At 60.5% G+C, this 22,169-nt stretch carries 20 protein-coding genes; 7 read left to right on the top strand and 13 right to left on the bottom strand.

Annotated features, from left to right (window positions below; all coding sequences use genetic code 11):
- Positions 1 to 119 precede the first annotated feature (119 nt).
- Complete coding sequence (locus VCB98_RS00660; RefSeq protein WP_346049406.1) at positions 120 to 887, top strand: alpha/beta fold hydrolase; 768 nt, start codon at positions 120 to 122, stop codon at positions 885 to 887.
- Positions 888 to 1,070: 183 nt separating this feature from the next.
- Here VCB98_RS00660 and VCB98_RS00655 read toward each other — a convergent pair whose 3' ends face one another.
- On the bottom strand, positions 1,071 to 2,015 hold the full coding sequence (locus VCB98_RS00655) for a hypothetical protein (RefSeq protein ID WP_346049404.1): 945 nt from the start codon (positions 2,013 to 2,015) through the stop codon (positions 1,071 to 1,073).
- A 168-nt stretch (positions 2,016 to 2,183) separates the two neighbouring features.
- Complete coding sequence (gene ppsR, locus VCB98_RS00650) at positions 2,184 to 3,023, bottom strand: posphoenolpyruvate synthetase regulatory kinase/phosphorylase PpsR (protein ID WP_346049402.1); 840 nt, start codon at positions 3,021 to 3,023, stop codon at positions 2,184 to 2,186.
- A gap of 213 nt (positions 3,024 to 3,236) precedes the next feature.
- Between ppsR and ppsA the strand changes: the two genes are divergently transcribed.
- From ppsA to VCB98_RS00625, 5 genes are all read left to right on the top strand, one after another.
- Complete coding sequence (gene ppsA / locus VCB98_RS00645) at positions 3,237 to 5,609, top strand: phosphoenolpyruvate synthase (RefSeq protein WP_346049400.1); 2,373 nt, start codon at positions 3,237 to 3,239, stop codon at positions 5,607 to 5,609.
- Positions 5,610 to 5,745: 136 nt separating this feature from the next.
- Complete coding sequence (locus tag VCB98_RS00640) at positions 5,746 to 6,549, top strand: SDR family oxidoreductase (protein WP_346049398.1); 804 nt, start codon at positions 5,746 to 5,748, stop codon at positions 6,547 to 6,549.
- A complete protein-coding gene (locus tag VCB98_RS00635) occupies positions 6,546 to 8,150 on the top strand; it encodes an aldehyde dehydrogenase family protein (RefSeq protein ID WP_346049396.1) in 1,605 nt (534 codons plus the stop codon). Before VCB98_RS00640 ends, VCB98_RS00635 begins: the two co-directional genes overlap by 4 nt.
- Positions 8,147 to 8,713, top strand: coding sequence for a hypothetical protein (locus VCB98_RS00630; protein WP_346049394.1), 567 nt, complete (start codon positions 8,147 to 8,149; stop codon positions 8,711 to 8,713). The genes VCB98_RS00635 and VCB98_RS00630 overlap by 4 nt, the downstream gene beginning before the upstream one ends.
- 122 nt (positions 8,714 to 8,835) lie before the next feature.
- Positions 8,836 to 11,829, top strand: coding sequence for a tetratricopeptide repeat protein (locus tag VCB98_RS00625; RefSeq protein WP_346049392.1), 2,994 nt, complete (start codon positions 8,836 to 8,838; stop codon positions 11,827 to 11,829).
- A gap of 62 nt (positions 11,830 to 11,891) precedes the next feature.
- Here VCB98_RS00625 and VCB98_RS00620 read toward each other — a convergent pair whose 3' ends face one another.
- The 6 genes from VCB98_RS00620 to orn form a co-directional block, all read right to left on the bottom strand.
- Positions 11,892 to 13,481 (bottom strand): carbon-nitrogen hydrolase family protein, encoded by a 1,590-nt coding sequence (locus VCB98_RS00620; protein WP_346049390.1) that lies wholly within the window; start codon positions 13,479 to 13,481, stop codon positions 11,892 to 11,894.
- Entirely contained in the window at positions 13,478 to 13,981 is a 504-nt protein-coding gene (locus tag VCB98_RS00615; protein ID WP_346049388.1) for a DUF2147 domain-containing protein, read from the bottom strand. The genes VCB98_RS00620 and VCB98_RS00615 overlap by 4 nt, the downstream gene beginning before the upstream one ends.
- Positions 13,978 to 15,102: an alkane 1-monooxygenase gene (locus VCB98_RS00610; RefSeq protein ID WP_346049386.1), complete on the bottom strand. Its 1,125-nt coding sequence runs from the start codon at positions 15,100 to 15,102 to the stop codon at positions 13,978 to 13,980. Before VCB98_RS00610 ends, VCB98_RS00615 begins: the two co-directional genes overlap by 4 nt.
- An 87-nt stretch (positions 15,103 to 15,189) precedes the next feature.
- On the bottom strand, positions 15,190 to 16,164 hold the full coding sequence (locus VCB98_RS00605) for a pyridoxal-phosphate dependent enzyme (protein ID WP_346049384.1): 975 nt from the start codon (positions 16,162 to 16,164) through the stop codon (positions 15,190 to 15,192).
- Complete coding sequence (locus tag VCB98_RS00600; RefSeq protein WP_346049382.1) at positions 16,161 to 16,781, bottom strand: DUF938 domain-containing protein; 621 nt, start codon at positions 16,779 to 16,781, stop codon at positions 16,161 to 16,163. Before VCB98_RS00600 ends, VCB98_RS00605 begins: the two co-directional genes overlap by 4 nt.
- Positions 16,778 to 17,344 (bottom strand): oligoribonuclease, encoded by a 567-nt coding sequence (orn, locus tag VCB98_RS00595; RefSeq protein ID WP_346049380.1) that lies wholly within the window; start codon positions 17,342 to 17,344, stop codon positions 16,778 to 16,780. The genes VCB98_RS00600 and orn overlap by 4 nt, the downstream gene beginning before the upstream one ends.
- A gap of 71 nt (positions 17,345 to 17,415) precedes the next feature.
- Here orn and rsgA point away from each other — a divergent pair, with 71 nt between their 5' ends.
- Positions 17,416 to 18,330: a ribosome small subunit-dependent GTPase A gene (gene rsgA, locus VCB98_RS00590; RefSeq protein WP_346049378.1), complete on the top strand. Its 915-nt coding sequence runs from the start codon at positions 17,416 to 17,418 to the stop codon at positions 18,328 to 18,330.
- A 7-nt stretch (positions 18,331 to 18,337) separates the two neighbouring features.
- Here the strand turns inward: rsgA and VCB98_RS00585 are convergent, their stop codons facing one another.
- From VCB98_RS00585 to dnaX, 5 genes are all read right to left on the bottom strand, one after another.
- Entirely contained in the window at positions 18,338 to 19,003 is a 666-nt protein-coding gene (locus tag VCB98_RS00585; RefSeq protein WP_346049376.1) for a M15 family metallopeptidase, read from the bottom strand.
- Positions 18,988 to 19,335: a histidine triad nucleotide-binding protein gene (locus VCB98_RS00580; RefSeq protein WP_346049374.1), complete on the bottom strand. Its 348-nt coding sequence runs from the start codon at positions 19,333 to 19,335 to the stop codon at positions 18,988 to 18,990. Before VCB98_RS00580 ends, VCB98_RS00585 begins: the two co-directional genes overlap by 16 nt.
- A gap of 30 nt (positions 19,336 to 19,365) precedes the next feature.
- Entirely contained in the window at positions 19,366 to 19,965 is a 600-nt protein-coding gene (gene recR, locus VCB98_RS00575; RefSeq protein ID WP_346049372.1) for a recombination mediator RecR, read from the bottom strand.
- Between the two features lie 7 nt (positions 19,966 to 19,972).
- Positions 19,973 to 20,302, bottom strand: a complete 330-nt coding sequence (locus tag VCB98_RS00570; protein ID WP_346049370.1) for a YbaB/EbfC family nucleoid-associated protein — start codon at positions 20,300 to 20,302, stop codon at positions 19,973 to 19,975.
- A gap of 85 nt (positions 20,303 to 20,387) precedes the next feature.
- On the bottom strand, positions 20,388 to 22,127 hold the full coding sequence (gene dnaX, locus VCB98_RS00565; RefSeq protein ID WP_346049368.1) for a DNA polymerase III subunit gamma/tau: 1,740 nt from the start codon (positions 22,125 to 22,127) through the stop codon (positions 20,388 to 20,390).
- Positions 22,128 to 22,169 lie beyond the last annotated feature (42 nt).

The following is a 22,169-nucleotide window of genomic DNA, read 5'->3' as shown; positions in this document are numbered from 1 at the left end:
AGGCAGACCCAATTTTCCATAACTCAGTTGAGTCTATTTTGCGCCGACCCGTGTTTTTGGGCAGGATGATCGCCATATCCTCTGTTTTACCGATCAAACGGGTAAGGAACAGTCTCGCCATGAACAAAGGCATCGCTTTCGAACACCAATCTGGCCCCGGCCCCGCCGTGGTCTTCATCCACGGCTGGACCTGCTGCCGGAACCACTGGCGGGCCCAGCTACAACATCTGGCGGGCCGGCACGAGACCCTGGCAATGGACCTCCCCGGCCACGGCGACAGCGCTCCCGATGACCGGCAGGAGTGGAGCATGGGGGGCTTTGCCCGTGATGTGGTTGAGCTGCTTGGCAAGCTCGACAGTCAGCAGGCCATTCTGGTCGGACACTCCATGGGCGGGACCGTGGCATTGGAAGCTGCTGCCATGGCGCCAGAGCGGGTCATGGGTGTGGTTCTCGCCGATACCTTCCTGATCAACTACGGCGCCATGGACGAGGCCACAATAAATGGATTCTATGAGCCCTTCGCCGAGGATTTCGCCGCCGCCGTGGGTGACCTTGTGAACAACACCACCGGGCCCAAGGCCAGCGAAGCGCTCAAGGCGCGGATTGCCCAGGGCATGGCCGCGGCGGACCCGAGCTGGGCGTTGCCGGCCTGGGCGGCACTGCTGCGCTGGGACCCCAGCGAGTCCTTCGCCAATTACGCCGGTCCGATTCATGCCATTAATTGCCCGCTGATTCCCGGAGCAACCCGTGAACGGCTGGCCCCCTACATGTCCGAGACCATAATTCCCGACACCGGGCATTTTCTCAATCAGGAAGCCCCGGATGCCTTTAACCAGGCCCTGGACAAAGCAATCACGCGTATTGCCGAACGTCACCCAAACGGGTGATGCGACCTCTGATTGGGGATACTAGAGTTTCAACCTGAAGGGCCACCCCCTTCAAGCGGTCTGGCATGGCAGGAAGCTGACTGACCGCACTGGCGGCACAGGGATGTGCCCCACCCCCATCAAAAGAAAACGGCCCCTGATATCAGGGGCCGTTTTCCTGGCTATCGACTGGATAGGCTTTGCTCAGAACGTGAGCTCGAATGCACCCGCGCAGGGGTTGTTTTCGTCGGGTTCGACAAGCTGGCCGTCAAGGAAGACCTGCCCGTCCTGGAACTCGACCTCATAACTTCCACCACCTCGGATATCCAGATTAAGCCGACCGGACTGGATGACCTCGTCCCGAGTCCCGAAATCCGAGATGATCATGTTCTCCAGGGTCGTGTACTCCACTTCGAGGTCACAGGGTGTGCCTTCCCAGAGAATACCGACGTAACCATCAATGCTCTGGGAAACGTGTGTTTCCATGTCCTCGGCCCGGGTGTGGAAAAAGTTGTTGGGCTCCCCGTACTGGAACACCACACGCTCACCCTCACCTTCAACTTCCCAGCGGAGAAAACCCTGGTCATCGAAGATCGGGAAGCCTTCAGACTGGCACTCATCACAGGAATGCATGCTGCCCCGAATCCGCCATTCACCACCCGGGAAACCGGTGACGAATGCACCGTCAGCATCCAGAGGCTGGTCCGGACTACCCGTCCAACGCATGTAGGACACGGTCCAGTCTTCGGCATCACCGTAGGCCTGGTAGCCATCAGTGGTCATGGCAAATTCGGTTTCTGCTCCCTGGACGCAATCCTGGTAGTAGTTCCACTCCACGCCGATCTCGCCACTCTGGGTATAGAGAGAGTCCCGCGTGTCGGTACCGGATTCAACACTACCGGTGTCACAGATCTCGAATGCCTGCTGAATGCGGGCCTTGCTGTTACCCAAAGGCCCCATATTGCCGACGCCTTCGTCATCATCGTCGTCATCGGGCGGATCGATGGAACCAGACAGGACTGCAGCGGAGGCCGCCGCCTCGGCACGGTCACGCTCGGTGAGGCTCTCATCATCGCTGCTGGAGCTACTGAAACAAGCGCTCAGGAAAAAGAGCGATGCCACCAGAATCAAGATTACACGAGTCGTCATACATTACCCTCCCTAAGGGGCTTCTTTGCGCAAATTGCATGATGGGCGGGGAAACTGCCCAAAAAGGCGCTACTTCCATTCATGGCCTGTATGCCTAGATTAGCCCCAAAAGCGCTGCATTACAAAGCCTGAATGGCTCATGGGACACCCCCCATACGGGGGGGGTAATCAATAAAAGCGACGCTGCAGACCAGCGCTATGCAGCACCGTGGTGGCAATCTCCTCCACCGAGGAGGTGGTGGTATTCAGGAAGGGAACGCCGTATCGGCGAAAAAGCACTTCTGCTTCTCGCACCTCGTAGTTGACCTGGCGAATGGAGGCATAGCGGCTGTCGGGGCGCCGCTCCTGGCGTATATCCTGCAGGCGGGAGGGATCAATGGTGAGTCCGAACAATTTCTTGCGGTGCTGGTCAAGCCCCGGCGGCAGCTTGCCATCCTCCAGATCATCCTCGGTCAGGGGGTAATTGGCGGCGTAAACGCCATAGTGAAGGGCGAGATAGAGGCAGGTGGGGGTCTTGCCGGAACGGGAAACCCCCACCAGGATGACCTCCGCTCGATCGTAGTGCCGGGTGGTGATGCCATCATCATTGGCCAGGGCGTAGTTCATGGCATCAATGCGACGGGTATAGGTTTCGGCATCGAACACCCCGTGGGCACGGCCGGCGGCATGGGATGAGGTCAGCCCCAGCTCCTTCTCCAGGGGCCCGATGAAGGCGTCGAAGAAGTCCAGGTACATGCCGTCCGCGGCCTTGACAATCGCCCGGCACTCATCGGTGATCAGGGTACTGAAAACCAGCGGCCGTGCGCCCTCCTCCCGGGCCGCTTCATTGATGCGGCGAGCCGCCGACTCTGCCTTGTCTTTGGTACCGATAAATGGCACAGTCACTGGCCGAAATTCGATACCGTCGAACTGGGTCAACAGGCTGTGGCCCAGGGTTTCAGCGGTAATCCCGGTGCGATCGGACACGAAGAACACGGTCCGCCGTGGCTTGTCGGCTTGGTCACTCACGATGATATTCTCCTCGCGAATCGGCGCGGCCCCGGCCCCACCGGTGTCATTATGCGTTGATTTCGGGGATAATTCGGCGGGACAACAGGAGCTTCGGCGCTGCCCAGGGCCGCGCCGGGCCCGTCGCCCGCTCGGCGCCGCCATGGGCGACCACCTCCCTGGAAGCGGCCAGTCTTCCAGCAAATGCATCTCTAGACAAGGGGATCAGGACCAGTGAACGAGTACGTAGTCGGTCTCGAGACGCTCGGCATGGGCGATGTGGAACGGGTGGGCGGCAAGAATGCCTCCCTGGGTGAAATGATCAGCGGGCTGTCGGACCTGGGGGTGTCGGTCCCCGGGGGCTTTGCCACCACTGCCGACGCCTATCGTGAGTTTCTCCAGCATGATGGCCTGGCGGACCGAATCAACCAGGCCCTGTCGGATCTGGACACCGATGACGTGGAGGCCCTGACCCGGGTGGGCGCTCAGATCCGCCAGTGGGTGATGGAACTGCCCTTCCCGCCTGCCCTTGAGGAAGCCGTACGCCAGGCCTATGCGGAGATGGCCGTTGACGGCCAGGATGCCACCGTCGCCGTCCGCTCCTCCGCCACTGCGGAGGACCTGCCGGACGCCTCCTTCGCCGGCCAACAGGAAACCTTCCTCAACATTCGCGGCATTGACAATGTCCTGATCGCCCTCAAGGAGGTCTTTGCCTCCCTGTTCAACGACCGGGCCATCACCTACCGCGTGCATCATGGCTTCCGGCACGAGGAAGTGGCCCTGTCAGCAGGTATCCAGCGCATGGTGCGCTCGGACCTGGGCGCCAGTGGCGTGACCTTCACCCTGGATACCGAGTCCGGCTTCCCCGACGTGGTCTTCATTACCGCTTCCTATGGCCTGGGTGAGATGGTCGTCCAGGGTGCCGTCAACCCGGATGAATACTACGTCTACAAGCCGGCTCTGGAGCAGGGCCGGGATCCCATCCTGCGCCGGACCATGGGCACCAAGCTGGAAAAAATGGTCTACGGCGAGGAGTCGGCCAGCGGCAAGTCGGTGCGGACCGTGGAAGTGGCTGAAGAGGAGCGCAAGCGTTTCTGCCTCAGCGACGAAGACATCGCTGAGTTGGCTCGCCAGGCCGTAACCATCGAAAAGCATTATCAGCGCCCCATGGATATTGAATGGGGCAAGGACGGGGAAACCGGCAAGATCTATATCCTTCAGGCTCGCCCGGAAACCGTGAAAAGCCGGGCCGGCCAGTCCATTGAACGCTATGTTCTCAAGGAACAGTCCCAGGTGGTCTGTGAAGGTCGCGCCATTGGCCAGCGTATCGGTGCCGGCAAGGCCCGTGTGGTGTCCGACCTGGGCGAAATGAACAAGGTCCAACCTGGTGATGTACTGGTCACTGACATGACCGACCCCGACTGGGAGCCGATCATGAAGCGGGCGGCGGCCATCGTCACCAATCGCGGTGGCCGAACCTGCCATGCCGCAATCATTGCCCGTGAGCTGGGCATCCCCGCGGTGGTCGGCTGCGGTGACGCCACTCGCAGTATCAGCGATGGCAAGGGTGTCACCATCTCCTGTGCCGAAGGGGATACCGGCTACATTTACGATGGAGAGCTGGATTTCGAGCGCAAGGAAATCAGCCTTGAATCCATGCCCGAGATTCCTCTCAAGATCATGATGAATGTGGGCAACCCTGACCGGGCCTTTGACTTCTCCAATATCCCTCACAAGGGCATTGGTCTGGCAAGGCTGGAGTTCATCATCAATCGCATGATTGGTGTTCACCCCAAGGCATTGCTGAATTTTGACAGCCAGGAAGAATCCCTGAAGGACACCATCCGGGAGTTCACCGCCGGCTATGCCAACCCGGTCCAGTTCTACATCGACAAGCTGGCCGAGGGCATTTCCACGCTGGCGGCCGCCTTCGCACCGGAACCGGTCATTGTGCGGATGTCGGACTTCAAGTCCAACGAGTATGCCAACCTGGTGGGTGGCAGCCAGTACGAGCCGGATGAAGAAAACCCCATGCTGGGCTTCCGCGGCGCCTCTCGCTATATCTCGGATGACTTCCGGGATTGCTTCGAACTGGAAGTGGCCGCTCTGAAGAAGGTCCGGGAGGACATGGGCCTGGAAAATGTCCAGATCATGATCCCATTCGTGCGCACGGTGGACGAAGCCCGCCAGGTGACCGAGCTGCTTGAAGGGCATGGCCTCAAGCGAGGTGAGAACGGCCTGAAACTCATCATGATGTGTGAGCTGCCCTCCAATGCCCTGTTGGCAGACCAGTTCCTGGAGTACTTTGATGGCTTTTCCATTGGGTCCAACGACCTGACCCAGCTGACCCTGGGTCTGGACCGGGACTCCGGCCTGATCGCTCACCTTTTCGACGAGCGGGATGCGGCAGTGAAGCAGCTCCTGTCCATGGCCATCAAGGCCTGCCGGGACCAGGGCAAGTACATCGGTATCTGTGGTCAGGGGCCCTCGGATCACCCGGACCTGGCGCAATGGCTGCTGGATCAGGGAATCGAGTCGGTTTCCCTGAATCCGGATACCGTGATCGAGACCTGGCTGCACCTTGCTGGACAGTCGCTGGAAGACTGAACAGCCGCCATGCTCAGCAGGCCTTCAGCCGGGCAATCCACGGATTGCCCGGCTTTTTTGCATCTGGACAACCATTTTGCATTAACCTTGAGCAAGTCTGACCGAGACGGCCACTGCCCAGGAGGATATTGAAAACATGACACAGATACGGGGTTCGCTGGCCCTGGTTACCGGCGCAGCCAGTGGCATCGGGCGGGGCCTTTGCCTGGCCCTCGCTGATCAGGGGGCACAGATCATCGGTGTGGACAGAGATCAGGCCGGGCTGGATGAGCTGGGCAAGGAGCTTGGCGAAGGGTTCCACGGACGGGTCTGCGACCTGAGCGATGTCTCTGCCATTGAGCAGTTGGCCGCCGAGGTACTGGAAACCATCGGTCCGGTGGATATCCTGATCAACAATGCCGGCATCGTGGGCGGCCAGCATCTGGAACAGTCCGATCCCGCCAGTATCGAGCGCACCTTTCGGGTCAATGCCCTTGCGCCGATCCACCTCAGCCGGGTTTTTCTCCCCGCCATGCTGGAACGGGATCACGGCCATGTGGTGACCATCGCTTCCGCCGCCGGCATTGTGGGCACGGCTCGCCTGGTGGATTACTCGGCCAGCAAATGGGCAGCCATGGGTTTCGATGACGCTCTGCGGCTTGAACTCAAACACCGGGGCAGTCGGGTTCGGACCACGGTGGTCTGTCCTTTCTATGTGGATACGGGCATGTTCGCCGGCGTCAAGACACGCTGGCGCTGGCTGTTGCCCATTCTAAAACCGGAACAGGTCGTTCGACGAACGTTGAAGGCAATCCAGCGCAATCGAAGTCGGCTCATCATGCCCTGGCTGGTGTATACAGCCTGGCCTGCTCGCTTGCTGCCGGTACCGGTTTTCGATGCCCTGATGCGCCTGCTGGGCATCACTCGCAGCATGGATGAATTTCGGGGGCGGGGACGATGAGCAACACTCGACACAATCCAGCGGAAGGCGAACATGAAGCCCTGGTTCACAATCCCGCCACTGGCGAGCTGCTATCACGACATGCCTGGATGAGCGATGCGGCTGTGGACGAGGCCTTCAACAGGGCTCGTGAAGCGCAAGAAATCTGGGCCGCATTGCCTCTACGCGAAAGAGCCAGACGCATCAGACCCCTGGCCTGGTGGCTGGACGAAAACAGCGAGGCGGTCGCGACAACGATTTCCAGCTGCACCGGCAAGCCCCGGCAGGATGCCATCACCACCGAGATTCTGCCCGCCGCCCTGGCCACCGGCTATTACTGTCGCATGGCGCCTCGCTGGCTGCGCCCGATGCGCCCTCCCCTGAGTACGCTGGCCTATGTCGGAAAGCGAACACGGGTGGAATACCTGCCCCACGGTCTGGTGGGCATCATTTCTCCCTGGAATTACCCCCTGGGCATCCCCTCCCACGAGATCATCTGCGCACTGCTGGCCGGCAACGGGGTAGTCTTCAAGACGGCACCTGAGACCATCCCGGTGGGGGAGTGCCTGGCGGAGGGATTGGCAAACCTGGATTTGCCGCCGGGCTTGATGCAGCACCTGGTGCTACCGGGCGTTCGGGCCGGTGAACGGCTGCTGGCGGCGGACAACGGCGTCGACAAGCTCGCCTTTACCGGCTCGGTGCCGGTGGGGCGCCTGCTGGCGGCCCGCGCCGGTGAGCGTTTGATCCCCGCTGGATTTGAGCTGGGTGGCAAGGATCCCATGCTGGTCTGCCATGATGCGCCCATGCCTCGGGCGGTGAACGGTGCTCTGTGGGCCAGCATCCAGAACGCCGGCCAGGCCTGTGCGGGCGTCGAGCGAATCTACGTGGACCGACGCCTGCATGACAGCTTTGTGAATGAACTTGCCCAGCGCGTAGAAGGTTTGCGTGTAGGGCTCCCGGACGGAAACCAGACGGATATTGGCCCACTTACCACTGCCCGCCAACGAGATAAGGTTGCTGAGCAGGTGGATCAGGCCGTGTCCGCAGGGGCCCAAATTGTGGCCCAGGCGCCCATGCCGCAGGAACTGCCCCAGGGAGGATACTGGTACCCACCGACCCTGCTCAGCAACGTTGATGAAACGATGGTCATCATGCGGGAAGAAACTTTCGGCCCGGTGATTGCAGTTCAGGCCGTGAATGATATGGATGAGGCCGTAGCACTTGCCAACCAAAGCCCCTACGCCCTGACGGCCTCGGTCTGGACCCGGAGTCGGCGCCGGGGCCGTAAACTGGCCCGACGGCTAAATGCAGGCACCGTGACGGTCAACGACCATCTCATGACCCATGGCATGCCGGAGATCAGCTGGGGCGGGCCGCGGCATTCCGGTCTCGGCCGCAGTCATGGTCGCAGCGGCATGCTGGCCATGGCCCGGGAGCGCAACCTGGTGGACGAACGATTCCATTTTCTGCCCCGTACGCCCTGGTGGTTTCCCTACAGTGAGCGTGGCCTTCGGGGATTGAAAGGGGCCATCAGCGCTTTCAACGGACGTGGCCTTGGCCGGCGAATGAGGGGCCTTCTGCCCTTCCTCAGAACGCTTCCGGATACTTTTCGAAAACAATGAACCGTCGCTGCCTCTCATATCCGACGATCATGCTGCTCGCCCTGCTCCTTGCCGCCTGTCAGGCGTTGCCTTCCCGTGAGGAAATGCTCACACACGCCTGTGAGGCGAATCCCTGCCGTCAGGCTCATGAAATCGAGCTGATCGATGGCGAAGGCCGTATTCAGCGCTTTCAGGTGCCTGCCGGTCCCCTTTTCGCCGGTGGCGTCGTCAGTGTCATGAGTGGAGAGCGAGCCGGCTTGAACCTCAGTGAATCAAGCGATGGGCGGCTGTCCCTGCAATGGGTGGCACCGGAGAAGACAAGTGAAGCCGACCTGGTCCTTGAATTGAATCAGGTCAAGGTGGAGGGTGGCCACGCCAGCGAATTGAGGGTGCAGAATCGAATGGACAAGGCGCTCCAGCTCGACCTGGAGCAATTTCCAGCCAGTGAAGAACGTTTTTTCCCCCTCGCTGCTCCCCCGATTCCTCCGGAAAGCCGGGTTCGCCGTCATTGGCCCCACACCATCCTTGAGATCCAGTTGACCGGGGCAAGGCGGGCCGGGGAAAATCCAGGCAGAGAACCCTGATCGACACGCCGGCCCGACTTGCGCCAAGGCGGCCAGTCCGGCAATGTGAGAGCTGAGATCCCGGTGGCCAAAGCCGGCTTGGCCCCAAGACGGGGAAGCGATTCACAATGACGTGGCTGCACATGCGACGGACTCCACTTTCCACCCTATTGCTGCTTACCCTACTCCTGTGTGCTTCTGCTGGCTGGAGCCAACCCTCTTCTGCCGACGGCAGCCGGCTGGAACGTGCCACCGACCTCCGGAACAGCGAGCCCGCAAAGTCCCTGGAACTGGCCCGGGATGCACTGGAAATCGCCCTTGAGGCCAATGACGAACTCAAGGCGGCCAAGGCCCGGATCGTGATCGCCGAGGCCCTGGAGGTCCTGGGCGGCCACGATGACGCCCTGGTGCTGCTGGACGATGCTGCTTCCTATCTTGACCGCATGGAGGAACACGACCTGCTCGCCCGCGGGCTCAAGCTGCGCGGCGCCATCAAGTTCTATCAAGGTGAATATCAACAGGCTCTGGATGCCTTCCAGCAAGCCTTTGATTTATATGATCGAAGCGAGAACCTTGCAGGACGGGCAGAAACCCTGAACCGCATGGGCCGGGTGCACGACAGTCAGGGCAATGTTGAGCGCGCCATGGATTACTACCAGCAGTCCATGCTGGAACACGAAGCGGCCGGCAACCTGGATGGAATGGCGACACTGCTCAATAACATGGGCACCCTGCAACGCCAGCAAGGCAATACCGAGGAAGCACTTGACGCCTATAGGCAAAGTATCGATCTGAGAGAAGAAACCGGAAATCTCCGGGACATGGCCGGCACCTACAGTAATATTGCCGTGCTCCATCATTTCGCGGAGGATTCCGAGCAAGCCCTCGAATGGATCGACCGGGCCGTTGCCCTGCAGAAGCAAGTTGGGGACCGCCTCGGCGTGGCCCGCTCTCTACTGAACAAGGCCCAAATACTGAGGCACGCGGGGCAAATGGAAGAAGCCATGCCCTATTACTACGAGAGCCTGGAGGTTGCCGAAGAGCAGGAAGAACTCAATCTACTGCGGATTCTCTACAGCAATCTCGCCGACCGCCATGGTGAGATGGAGAACTATCGCCAGGCCCTGGAATACAGCCGGCAGGCAAACGAGACCAGCGCCAAGCTCTTCGATACTGAACGACAGCGGGAAATCGAGGCGATGAATGCCCGCTTTGAAACCAACCGCAAGGAACGGGAGATCGCCCTGCTGGAAGAGCAACGCCGATTTGACACACTGGTCCGCAATTCTGCGCTCGGTGGGAGTCTGCTACTGCTCATTCTGATTGGCGTCACCTGGAATCGATATCGCGTCAAAGTTCAAGCCAATCGAACCATTGAGGCCAAAAATCTCGAGCTCTCCACCCTGGACGGCATCGTAGCAGCAATCAATTCCCGAGATTCGTTCAATGATGTCCTCTCAGTGCTGCTACAGAAAACCATGGGCTTTTTCGGCAATGCCGACCAGGGCCTGATACTGATCCTGGATCCGAGCACGCGGCATTTCCATGCGGCCAGTAGCTACGGTGTTCTTGCCTCGGAACTGTCTTCGGAACACCTCGAATTCGAGGCGGCAATGGATCGCTTCACTGGTGGCGCCCAGGAAATCGCCAAGGGCGTGCATCTGCATGACCCACGACCACCGCTGACCAGCGCTGAGCTCCATGGGGGTGAACTGCCCATGGTGTCCATGATTGCCATGACGATTTCCATCGACCAGCATGTGGAAGGCTTTCTGATCTTGACCAATGCGCCGGACAAGCGTGCATTTCAGAGCCGCGACGCCGAGCATCTGGCGAGAATCCGGGAGCATGCCATCTCTGCATTGGGAAGGGCGAGACACCTGGAACAACTCCGAGAGGAAAACATACGCGCCGAAGAGGCTATCTGTCGGCTCCGGATCGCCGAGAAGAACCTCAAGCAAGCCGTTGAAGATGCCGAGAAAGCCAACGCCATCAAAAGCGAATTTCTCGCAAGGATGTCCCATGAGCTACGGACACCCTTGAATGCGATTATTGGCTACAGCGAAATCCTTTCCAAGGAACTGGAGCAGAGTCGGCTATCCGGTTATATCGATGATGTCCAACGGATACGCTCCGCCGGGCAGCACCTGCTTACCCTGATCAATGAACTGCTGGATCTGTCCCGCATTGAGGCCGGAAAGACCGAGATTCGCGTGGTCGGTACGCTAATCCCCGAATTGCTTGATGATGTGGCGGGGATGATCCAGCCCCAGGTGGAAGAGAACGGCAATCAGCTTAGTCTGGACTGCGATCCACAGCTGAGTCAGATGCAAACGGACCCGGTGCGTCTTCGGCAGATTCTGTTTAATCTTTTGGCCAATGCGGCCAAATTCACGGAACAGGGGGAAATCCACCTGGCGGCGGAAAGTCAGAATGACCATGTGCGCTTCACCGTGAGTGATTCCGGCATTGGCATGACGCCGGAGCAGACACGGCGGGTCTTCGATTCCTTTACCCAGGCGGATGACAGTATCTCCCGGCGGTTCGGGGGCACCGGCCTCGGGCTGTCCGTCACCCGAGGTCTTTGCCATCTACTGGGTGGCGAGATTTCGGTCAGCAGTCAGCCGGGCAAGGGCTCGCGATTTACCGTGGAACTGCCAATCAAGGCGCCAGATGACGGGCAAGGCCCAGCCTCCCATGGCAACCCCACCAATGATAGTCACTCTCCCGAACAGATCGGCAATGACCAGAGTGACAAAGAGGTCGCCGCGGGTGTCCGTATTCTGGTTGTGGAAGACAATGATGTGAACAGTGACATCGTCCTCCGCCACCTCAAGCTGGAGGGAATCGAGGCCACAGTCGTCCGCGACGGGCCGGATGCCCTGGAGGCGGCCAGATCTCTCCGACCCAGCCTGATTCTAATGGATATGACTCTGCCTACTCTGGATGGCTGGGAAGTGACTAAACGACTCAAGGCTGATCCCGCCACACGGGATATCCCGGTGGTTGGTCTCTCAGCTCACGCCATGAGCGGTCACCGGCAGCAGGCCCTGGATGCCGGCTGTGAGGATTACGAACACAAGCCCATCGATTTTGAGCGTCTGCTTGGAAAAATCCGCCGGCTTATTCGAGTTTGAACAGGCCCACCAGCCCCGAGTTCCAGGACCTACACTTGAGTAGGTTCTGGCTCGGAAGGCCCCTAATGCTGGGTTCCCTCCATATCCCTATCCTCATCCTCGTTTCTCCCCAACCAATCGATTCGATAAAGGTCCAGGCGACGGTCGCGGAAGTTTCTCACAGAGCCCTCGTTCCGTAGCTCCTTGAGCTTTTCCAGGTCCAGATCAACAATCAGGGTCATTTCGGTATTGGGTGTGGATTCCGCTGCTACCCCGTCATGGGGGAAGGCAAAATCCGCTGGTGTAAACACCGCGGTCTGGGAATACTGGATATCGGCATTCTCGATCTTTGGCAAATTGCCCACACTGCCGGTTATCGCCACATAGCATTCATTTTCCACGGCCCTGGCCTGGGCGCAGCGGCGGACCCGCAAGTAGCCATTCTTGGTATCCACCCAGTAGGGCACGAAGAGAATCTGCATTCCCTTATCCATGAGAATCCTGGAAAGTTCCGGGAACTCACAGTCATAACAGACCAGAATACCGATCTTGCCAACATCCGTATCAAAGACCTTGAGTGAACTCCCCCCTACCGTACCCCAGTAAGCGCGCTCATCGGGCGTCACATGCAGTTTGTACTGACGTTCCTGGGTCCCATCCCGGCGAAAAAGAAAAGCTACATTGTAGAGCTTCTGGTCTTCATAGACCGGCATGGAACCACCGATGATATTGATATTGTAGGAGACCGCGAGTTGCTGCATTTCATCCGCGATCTCCTCGGTATAACCGGCAAGGCCCCGTATGGCTTCGGCCGGATTGCCCTGATCAAAAAAGCCCAGGAGGGGCGCATTGAAAAGCTCCGGAAAGGCCACGAAATCGGCGTTATAGCCGCCCATGGCATCCACAAAGAACTCCGCCTGCTGCATGAGCTCTTCCAGCGACCGAACCCGGCGCATCTGCCACTGCACAGTGCCCACCCGCACATTGGTCTTCTGCTCACCAATCAGCGGCGGTGAACGGTCCTCATAGAAGATATTGTTCCACTGCAGCACGGTGGCGAAGCCCTGTGAGGCATCGTCATCCGGAATGTAGTCGCGAATCACCCGCCGCACATGAAAGTCATTGGCCAACTGGAAACTGAGTATGGGGTCGCGGATTTCCCGCCTTTTGACCAGCTCAATATATTCCTCGGGTGAGATTTCATTGGCATGATCACGATAACCCGGGATTCGACCACCAGCGACAATCGCCCGCAGATTGAGATTCCGGCATAGCTCCTTGCGCGCATCATAGAGGCGCCGGCCCAACCGCATGTCACGGTATTCAGGGTGAACAAAAACATCCACCCCGTACATGACGTCACCTGTGGGGTCATGAGTGGAGAATGTACCGTTACCGGTGATCTGGCGATAACTGTGGTGATCACCAAAGCGACCGTAGTCCACGATCAAGGTGATGGCGGCGGCAACCACTTTGCCCTTGTCTTCCATGCCGATCTGCCCTTCCGGAAAACGGGCCAGGAGGGCGTTGAATTCGTCCCGGTCCCAGGCACCACCCATGCCGGCATAGACCTGATTCATGATCTCCGCCACGTCTTCATAGTCGTCGTGGTGAAGGTTTCGCAGTTGCAGGTGATGGTCCTCGTGATCCCGACTGGCTGGATCTTCAATCATTGACGCTCTCCCAGTTCATCCACATGCATGCCGCTATCCCGGGGCGGTTGTCCCTCAAGCCTTTCCCAGTGAGCACTGCGGCCAAATACCGGGCTCCCGACATAACCGCGAAGCCGCAAGGTCGCGCCGTCATCCTGCAGACGAACACGGGCGCTGTAGGTTCGACCGTTATCCGGATCATAGGCCTCACCACGCCGCCAATCGCCTTCCCGGTGTTTTTCAAATCCCGAGAGAATGGTCATGCCCAGCACCGGTTGATCACGGCGATCCGATTCCGGGTTCTCCCGGTCTCGGAGCAACTCCCCTTCCCGGTCCCCATCGTCATGGTAGGGCTGCTCGAGCCAGATGATTCGCCCGGTCAATTGCTCATCAACGATGCGGGTTTCCACCACCGCCTCCCGATCTTCGGTCCACCAGAGACCTTCGACGCCACTGTCGGCAGCCAAAATCAACCCTGGCGCCAGGAGCAGCACAAGCAAGGACGGCATCACAGACTTCATATCGACTCCTTGTTCAGGCCGAGGACCTGCTCGCGATAATGGCGAGCCCGCGGGTCCATGATACGCCGCCACAGCGGCGGAATCAGGGCGAGGACAATCATCCCGGCATAACCGCTGGGCAGCTGGGGGCTTTCATCAAAATGCTTCAAGGCCTGATAGGGGGTCAGGCTGTGAGCATGATGGTGCGAATGTCGCTGAAGGTTAAACAGGAGCAGATTGGTGAACCGCTCACTGGCATTCCAGGAATGATGGATATCCACCTTGGCATAACCACCATTGGGTCGACGCTGGCGCTCCAGTCCATAGTGCTCGATGTAATTGACCAGCTCCAGAAGACTGAAAGCGACAAAGGCCTGAACAAGAAACAGCAGCAGACCGGCGCCGCCTGCCAGCAGCCAGGCGGCAATGGCCAGACCCAGAGGGCCCAGCACTGCCCAGATCATCTGATTGCGGGGATGCCAACGCGGCAGGCCGGCCTTGTCCAGGCGTTCACGCTCAAAGCCCATGGCACTCTGCCAGCTTCCCAGCACCGTGCGCGGCCAGAAACGGTAAAAGCTCTCCCCAAAGCGGGCGGTGGCCGGATCATCCGGGGTCGCCACCCGGGCATGATGCCCGCGATTGTGCTCCACCAGGAAATGCAGATAAGCCACGCTGACCAACAACAGTCTGGCCACGGCGCGATCCGGGGGCCGACGACTGTGCCCCAGTTCGTGGGCAACGGTAATGCCCACGCCACCGCTGAGCACGCCGGTGGAAATGGCCAGTCCGGCCAGGGTCAACCAATCCAGGCCCTGTCCCGCCTGCCAGACTGCCCAGGTGATGAGGGCATACTGTACTGGCAGCCAAAGCAGGAGTATCAAGCGATAGTAGGGAGACCGGAGGAGAGTCTCGAGCGCCTCTTCGTCGGGATTGGCCCGGTCTCGCCCCAGTGCCATATCGAGCAGGGGAATCAGCCCGAAAACCACCAACACCGGCAGAAAAGCCCAGGCGCCGCCGAGAGCGACACCGACAATCAGCAATGGCGGCAGCAGATAGGGCAACAGAAAGCCGATCCGCCAGGCTCCGAAGTGCCTGCCACCCTTTTCTGTTCCTTGAGCAACCACTGGTGATTCTTTACTCATCTCACCATCCTCCCCGCCACCTGGCGGCAAAAGCGACAGGCCATTATGCCTCCTGTCCTTTCCTCAGACCGCCCGAAGGCAAGAATGTCACGCTTGCACCGACCCCTGCCAGAAATCGAAGGCCCCCACGTCCACATTGCCCCCTGTGAGGATGCTGATAACCCGCCCGGCGGGGCGTAATCGCCCGGCCATGAGAGCGGCAACACCCACCACCGCGGAGGGTTCGACCTGCATATGGCTGTGCCGCCAGACAGCTTCCATGGCGGCCAGGATTGCCTCGTCTTCCACGGTCAGGATATCGTCCACTACCTGATCAATGATCTGCCGATTCAGTTCTCCCACAGTTGCCCGCAAGCCATCGGCGATGGTGTTCGGGCTGACCGGCACCACCCGACCGGCGCGCAGGGAGCGCAGGGCGTCATCGGCACCACTCGGCTCGACCCCGATCAGGCGTACATCCGATCGCTGCTGACGCAGATAGAGACCCACGCCGCTGATCAATCCCCCACCCCCCAGGGGCACGAGCACAGTGTCACCCGCCCGCAGGCTGGCGGCCAGTTCCAGGCCGACGGTTCCCTGGCCGGCGATCACCCGGGGGTCCTCGTAAGGATGGACGAGAGTCGCAGCGGTGTCGGCCATCACCGCCTCCAGTGTCTGAATACGCCCTTCCATGGTCGGCGGGCAATCGAAAATCCGGGCACCCTCGGCCGCCGCGCCCGCCCGTTTGGCCCGGGCAGCTCCCTCGGGCATGACCACATGGGCCGGGATACCACGAAGCCGGGCGGCACGCGCCAGGGCAATGGCGTGGTTGCCGGAGGAGTGGGTCGCCACGCCGCAGGCCGCCTCCTCTTCGCTGAGGCTAAATACCGCATTGCAGGCGCCACGGGCCTTGAAGGCCCCACCCGCCTGATGATTTTCGCACTTGAGCAGGATTTCGGTACCCACTGCCTCGCTCAGGGCAGCATTGGCAAGCAGCGGAGTCCGGAACGTGTGCGGGCGGATGCGGGCAGCGGCCGCCTCAATCGTCGTCGAATCAGGCCAAACCCCCGAATGCCCGGTCATGCACCCTCCTCTGGCCGTTCCGGCGCCTTTTGCCAGACCAGCAGGCGGTTATTGGCCGGCATGGCATGCTCCGCCACCCAGCTCAGACCGGCATCACCGGCCAGGCGGTTGAGATCTTCGATGTCCCGGATCCCCATGCCGGGATCCCGCTGGCGCAGGCTGGCATCAAAAGCCCGGTTGCTCTCGCTGTTATGCTCACCATGCCGCATGAAGGGCCCATACAGGCAAAAGCGACCGCCAGCGACGAGAATGCGTCCAACGCCTTGGAACATGGCAACCACCTCGGGCCAGTGCATGATATGGGCAGTGTTGGCGGAAAAGACGCCCTCCACCCGGGACAGTGGCCACTCTGCGGCACTCACATCCAGGGCATGGGGCCCATGCAGATTGGACAATCTCGCGCTGGCCAGCCATGCCTGGACGGGTGATAAAGCTCCTGGCTGCTCGGAGGTATGCCAGACCAGATGGGACAACTCACGGGCAAAATGCACTGCGTGCTGGCCGGTACCACTGCCGATTTCAAGAATCACTCCGGGCTGCTCGAACACACACTTCAGAACCGCCTGGATCGGTCCCTTGTTGCGCTCGCAGGCGGGCGAAACCGGTAGTTCACTCACGGCTCGTAGTGCGGAACATCGGTCTTGAGAAAGTGCTCCCGGTAGTGCTGCAACTCCGCAATGGAATCGCGGATATCATCCAGCGCCAGATGACTGGACTGCTTGTTGAAGCCGGCAGCCACCTCGGGAGCCCAGCGCTTCGCCAACTCCTTCAGCGTGCTTACATCGAGGTTGCGATAATGAAAAAAGGCCTCCAGCTTTGGCATTTCCCGGGCGAGGAAGCGCCGATCCTGGCAGATGCTATTGCCACACATGGGTGAGGCCCGTTCCGGTACCCACCGGGCCAGAAATTCCAGAGTCTGCGCTTCCGCCTGGGCCTCATTGATATCGCTTTGTTTCACCCGCTCGGTCAATCCGGAGCCGCCATGCTGGCGGGTATTCCATTCGTCCATGCCTGCCATGACCGCCTCTGGCTGGTGGATGGCAAGAACCGGGCCTTCCGCCAGGGTGTTAAGATGCTTATCGGTAACGATCGTGGCAATCTCAATGATCTTGTCGTTCTGGGTATCCAACCCAGTCATTTCGAGATCAATCCAGATCAGGTTTTCCGGGTCCTGAGCCATTATTCCCTCTCCTCGGGATGAACCGGACTTCATTCTAGCAGCCGAAACTGGGATACAGGGGACTTGGCAGGATGCAGGAACAGGCACGGGTCATCGCGAGCTACGGCAGCCACGCCCTGGTGGAGACACAGTCGGGCCACCGGGAAGAATGCAGTATCAAGGGCAAGCGGCTGAAACCTGTCGCAGGGGATCTTGTGGAGATCCACCGTGGAAGTGGCAACGCCGGCGTCATTGCCAGCATCCTGCCTCGTCACACGGAGCTGGGCCGCCAGGCCAGTGGCGGACGCAAGCGGCAGATCCTGGCTGCCAATCTCGACACCCTGATCGTGGTCATTGCGCCGGAACCGGCCCCCGAACCGGGCATTGTCGACCGCTATCTGGCAGCCGCCGAATATTCCGGGCTTGGCGCCATGATCGTATTCAACAAGGTGGAACTGGCCGATGACCAGGGGCCGGAATGGCTGGAGGAATTCCCGCCACTGGGTTACCCCGTGTTTCGGGTATCAGCCGCCAGTGGCGAGGGTGTGGATACGCTGGCCCGCCATCTGGAGCGCCATACGGTGGCCCTGGTGGGGCAATCGGGCGTGGGCAAGTCCACCCTGCTCAACCGCCTGATGGGCGAAGATGTGGCGCGAGCCGGCGCAGTCTCCGATAAGTCGGGGGAAGGACGACATACCACCACAACCGCCTTCCTCCATCGCCTGCCCGATCACCAGGCCAGCCTCATTGACTCCCCGGGCGTCCGCGACTTTCATCTGTCTGCCATCCCGCCGGAATCCGTCTCCGGGCTTTTTCGGGAGATCCGCGAGGCAGGAGTGGGCTGTCGATTCAACGACTGCCAGCACCAGAGGGAACCCGGTTGCGCGGTCCGAGAGGCGGTGGACAGCGGCCACATCAGTCCCCGACGCTACCGAAGCTACTGTCGCTTGAGAGAGCAGATGCAGGCGCTGAAGGAGCGGGACCCGACAATCTCCAGGTCCGGTTAAGGGCCCCTCACCTGGCGCAGGCGAAAAAATACCAATGCCAGGGCTCGGGCATGATGCCCTGATTGTTGTTGCGGGGATAGCTTTCCCGGAAGCCGTAATCACGGGCATTGGCCCTGAGCCAGGCGTAGGCTGCCGTTTCACGAAAGTCCTGACCCAGTTGCCGGTAGTCATCCGTCGCCAGGTCCACGGCACAGCCACTGTGGTGCTCGCTGTACCCCGGCAGGGCCAAACCATGAAATATCCGCAGTTTGTCCCGCCCCTCTTCCAGTCGGCGGGCCACAAGCTCGGCCTGATAATCGACGGAGCGATAACTGGAGACCAGTAATAGCGACACACCCTGGTCTCTTGCGTGTTGACGCATGATCTCAAAGGCCAGAGCCGCTTCAGGCGCCAATCGATGCTGCCGCCCGTATATGCCGCGCCCGACCGACACCAGGCGGCTGGGCTCGGGTTGAATCCGCAGGCGGGTACTGGCGGCAATCTCACGAGGTATACCGAGCCAGAGATGATTGGCCGCCACCCCCTTGAGCCACGCCACCTTCGCCTCCCTTTCCCCTGTTTCATTCAGGGAAGCGGGGACGGCCGATGGCACGGCGAGCAACAGCAGGAAAACCAACAGGGCCGTCAGCCGCCCCCTGGCCCGGAAAAACACCCGCTCTAGCCGGGCGGCCATTTCAGGTCCCGCCCACCGAGGACATGAAGATGGATGTGAAAGACCGTCTGGCCGGCACCCTCCCCGCAGTTCATGACCACCCGGTAACCGGACTCTGACAGCCCCTCCAGCCGTGCCACTTCCTTGGCGGCCAGAAACATCTCGCCCACCAGCTCCCGGTCCCCGGGCTCCAGGTCATTGATGGTCGCGATGGGCTTGCGGGGGATGACGAGCACATGGGTGGGGGCCTGAGGATTGATATCCCGAAAGGCAATCACCTGCTCGTTTTCATAGACCACGTCGGCATCCATCTCGCCGCGGGCAATCTTCCCAAAAATGCTGTCTTCACTCATTGCTGGCTCCCATCTGCCCTCAGGATTCCATTACTTGATCTCCAGCCGCCCCTGGAAAGCATGGGACAGGGTGCCCCCATCCACGTACTCCAGCTCACCACCAATGGGCACACCATGCGCGATCCGGCTGGCACGCACCTGGCAACTGCGAGCCAGGTCCATGAGATAACTGGCCGTGGCCTCACCTTCCACCGTGGGATTGGTGGCCAGAATCAGCTCCCTGACCTCGCCAGAGGCCAGACGCTGTTCCAGCAATTCCAGGCCCAGCTCCTCGGGTCCGATCCCGTCCAGGGGCGAGAGGTGGCCCATGAGCACGAAATAACGGCCACTGTAATCCGTGGCCTGCTCAATCGCCATTACATCGGCTGGGCTCTCCACCACACAGATCAAACCGGCATCCCGCCTGTCACTGCGACAGACGCCACAAAGGGGTTCGTCGCTCAGCATCCGACATTGGCCGCACTGGCTGACGTTGTCCAGGGCCGCCGTCAGAGCCCGAACCAGGTCCTGGCCCCCTTCCCTGTCCCGCTCCAGAATGTGGAAAGCCATGCGCTGAGCCGAGCGGGGCCCGACCCCGGGCAGGGCCCGCAGGGCATCGATCAGGGATTGCAGGTGGCGAGAAAAGATCATCCCGGGTTCAGAACGGCAATTTCATGCCCGGCGGCATCATGCCGCCCAGGCCACTGCTCATTCCGGCAAACTTCTCCTGGGTCGTCTCTTCAACCTTGCGCACCGCGTCATTGAAAGCCGCGGCAATCAGGTCTTCCAGCATTTCCCGGTCATCTTCCATGGCTGAATCATCAATGCTCACCCGGCGCACCTCATGGCGGCCACTGAGCACCACTTCCACCATGCCACCGCCGGCGCTGCCGGTGACTTCCACATTGGCCAGTTCTTCCTGGGCCTTCTTCATCTGTTCCTGCATCTGCTGGGCCTGCTTCATCAGGCCGCCGAGTCCACCTTTCATGTCACCTCCGATCATCATGAATCTGCTAGCGTCGTGTCGAGAATCTCTGATCAGTGCTTAAGGAACCTCATGAGGTTCCTTAGAGTCAGGAAGGCGCCTGATCATTCCCCTTGGGGGCACGGAATCTGACCGCACGTGGCTCCAGCTCTGCGCCGAACTCCTCACGCAGCGCCTGAAGATTGGGGTCCCGCTCAATGGATTCACGGGCCTCCTGCTCACGGGCCTCCTGGCGGGCCTGCTGCTGACGTGCCGGCGTGTCTTCCAGCGCCTCGGTCACCCGAATACGGACCTTCACCGGCCGACCCAGAAAGCGGCCGAGCGCCTTTTCCAGGCGACCCACCGCCCCCGGGGTCTGCAACTGTGCCCCGGCGGGATCAATCTGCAGGCGGGCATTGTCGCCATCCCAGCCTTCCAGCTGGCAATTGTCCGCCAACTGGCGGGCCAGCCCCTTGAGACCCAGGCCATCGACCAGGGCCGACCAATTGCCAGGCGGCGACTTGTCGCCACTTGATGCGGGCCCGGCAGTATCCGGCGCCACGGCAGCGGGCTCGGAAGGCGTCGCTTGAGCACGCTCGGCCGCCGGCCCCTCCATGACTGAATCTTGCGCCGACGCTGACTCCGCTGCCCTGGAGGGCGAACGGTCGGGATTTTGCGACTTCGGGGCAAACTGTCCCCCTGAGCTCACACCCCCCGGTCTGCTACGCCGGCCCCCGGGGGGTGAACCGGCACTGCCCTCTTCGGCAGTATCGGGGCGGAAAGCCAGCATCCGGAGCAGGGTCATCTCCAGACCGGCCCGGGGCTCTGGCGCCAACGGCAGGTCCCGTCGGCCATGAATGGCAATCTGATAATAAAGCTGAGCATCTTCCGGACTGAGTCTCTCAGACAATGACAGCAGGCGCTCACGGTCCTCCCATTCCTGACCTGCCTCAGCCACCATCTGCAGCACCGCCATGCGCTGGAGAGCCGTGGCCAGCTCATCCAGGACACTGAGATAGTCTGGCGCCCGTGTGTCCAGCTCGGCCACCGCGTCAAGCAAGGCCTCTGCACGCCGCTCGGCAAGGGCTTCCAGAATGCGAAGAACATCATCCCTTTCCACCGTGCCCAGCATGGCGCGAACATCACTCTCGCCCAATTGGCCCCCACCGAAAGCGATGGCCTGATCAAGAAGACTGAGGGCATCGCGCATGGAGCCATCGGCCGCGCGCGCGATCAAATCCAGGGCCGGCGCCTCGCCCTGTAGAGACTCGGACTTGAGAATCCGTTCCAGTTGATCACGAATGACGGCCGCCGGCAGACGCTTGAGATTGAATTGCAGGCAACGGGACAGAACCGTCACCGGCAATTTCTGCGGATCGGTGGTTGCCAGCAGGAACTTCACATGGGGCGGCGGCTCTTCAAGGGTCTTCAACAGGGCGTTGAAGGAGTGGGCCGAGAGCATGTGGACTTCGTCAATGAGATAGACCTTGTAGCGCCCGCGAGTGGGAGCATACTGGACATTGTCGAGCAACTCGCGCGTGTCATCCACCCGGGTGCGGGAGGCCGCATCCACCTCGATCAGATCCACGAAACGCCCTTCGGCAATCTCCGTGCAGGCGCTGCATTCACCACAAGGGGTGGAACTGATGCCCTGCTCGCAGTTCAGTGACTTGGCGAGAATCCGCGCAATGGTGGTCTTGCCCACGCCGCGGGTCCCGGTGAACAGGAAGGCATGGTGAAGGCGGTCATTGTCCAGAGCGTTCACCAGGGCACGCAGTACATGCTCCTGACCGGACAACTCGGCAAAACTGGCGGGACGATACTTTCGGGCCAGGACCTGATAGCTCATGGCGTACGGATTCCAGCGGAAATGAGGCCGATTACTCTATCA

It is taken from the genome of Natronospira elongata (assembly GCF_034931365.1).
In the GTDB taxonomy this organism is placed as follows: domain Bacteria; phylum Pseudomonadota; class Gammaproteobacteria; order Natronospirales; family Natronospiraceae; genus Natronospira; species Natronospira elongata.
The sequence above is the reverse complement of the archived record's forward strand: the minus strand, read 5'-3'. Positions and strand labels throughout refer to the sequence as shown.

Excerpts from the sequence above, each read along its gene's own strand:
- rsgA (WP_346049378.1), top strand. The coding sequence starts at position 17,416 with ATGCAGGAACAGGCACGGGTCATCGCGAGCTACGGCAGCCACGCCCTG.
- recR (WP_346049372.1), bottom strand. The coding sequence starts at position 19,965 with ATGATCTTTTCTCGCCACCTGCAATCCCTGATCGATGCCCTGCGGGCC.
- orn (WP_346049380.1), bottom strand. The coding sequence starts at position 17,344 with ATGGCTCAGGACCCGGAAAACCTGATCTGGATTGATCTCGAAATGACT.
- VCB98_RS00615 (WP_346049388.1), bottom strand. The coding sequence starts at position 13,981 with ATGAAGTCTGTGATGCCGTCCTTGCTTGTGCTGCTCCTGGCGCCAGGG.
- dnaX (WP_346049368.1), bottom strand. The coding sequence starts at position 22,127 with ATGAGCTATCAGGTCCTGGCCCGAAAGTATCGTCCCGCCAGTTTTGCC.
- VCB98_RS00640 (WP_346049398.1), top strand. The coding sequence starts at position 5,746 with ATGACACAGATACGGGGTTCGCTGGCCCTGGTTACCGGCGCAGCCAGT.
- VCB98_RS00605 (WP_346049384.1), bottom strand. The coding sequence starts at position 16,164 with ATGACCGGGCATTCGGGGGTTTGGCCTGATTCGACGACGATTGAGGCG.
- VCB98_RS00625 (WP_346049392.1), top strand. The coding sequence starts at position 8,836 with ATGCGACGGACTCCACTTTCCACCCTATTGCTGCTTACCCTACTCCTG.
- VCB98_RS00570 (WP_346049370.1), bottom strand. The coding sequence starts at position 20,302 with ATGAAAGGTGGACTCGGCGGCCTGATGAAGCAGGCCCAGCAGATGCAG.
- VCB98_RS00585 (WP_346049376.1), bottom strand. The coding sequence starts at position 19,003 with ATGGCCGCCCGGCTAGAGCGGGTGTTTTTCCGGGCCAGGGGGCGGCTG.
- VCB98_RS00655 (WP_346049404.1), bottom strand. The coding sequence starts at position 2,015 with ATGACGACTCGTGTAATCTTGATTCTGGTGGCATCGCTCTTTTTCCTG.
- VCB98_RS00580 (WP_346049374.1), bottom strand. The coding sequence starts at position 19,335 with ATGAGTGAAGACAGCATTTTTGGGAAGATTGCCCGCGGCGAGATGGAT.
- VCB98_RS00635 (WP_346049396.1), top strand. The coding sequence starts at position 6,546 with ATGAGCAACACTCGACACAATCCAGCGGAAGGCGAACATGAAGCCCTG.
- VCB98_RS00620 (WP_346049390.1), bottom strand. The coding sequence starts at position 13,481 with ATGATTGAAGATCCAGCCAGTCGGGATCACGAGGACCATCACCTGCAA.
- VCB98_RS00660 (WP_346049406.1), top strand. The coding sequence starts at position 120 with ATGAACAAAGGCATCGCTTTCGAACACCAATCTGGCCCCGGCCCCGCC.
- VCB98_RS00630 (WP_346049394.1), top strand. The coding sequence starts at position 8,147 with ATGAACCGTCGCTGCCTCTCATATCCGACGATCATGCTGCTCGCCCTG.
- VCB98_RS00610 (WP_346049386.1), bottom strand. The coding sequence starts at position 15,102 with ATGAGTAAAGAATCACCAGTGGTTGCTCAAGGAACAGAAAAGGGTGGC.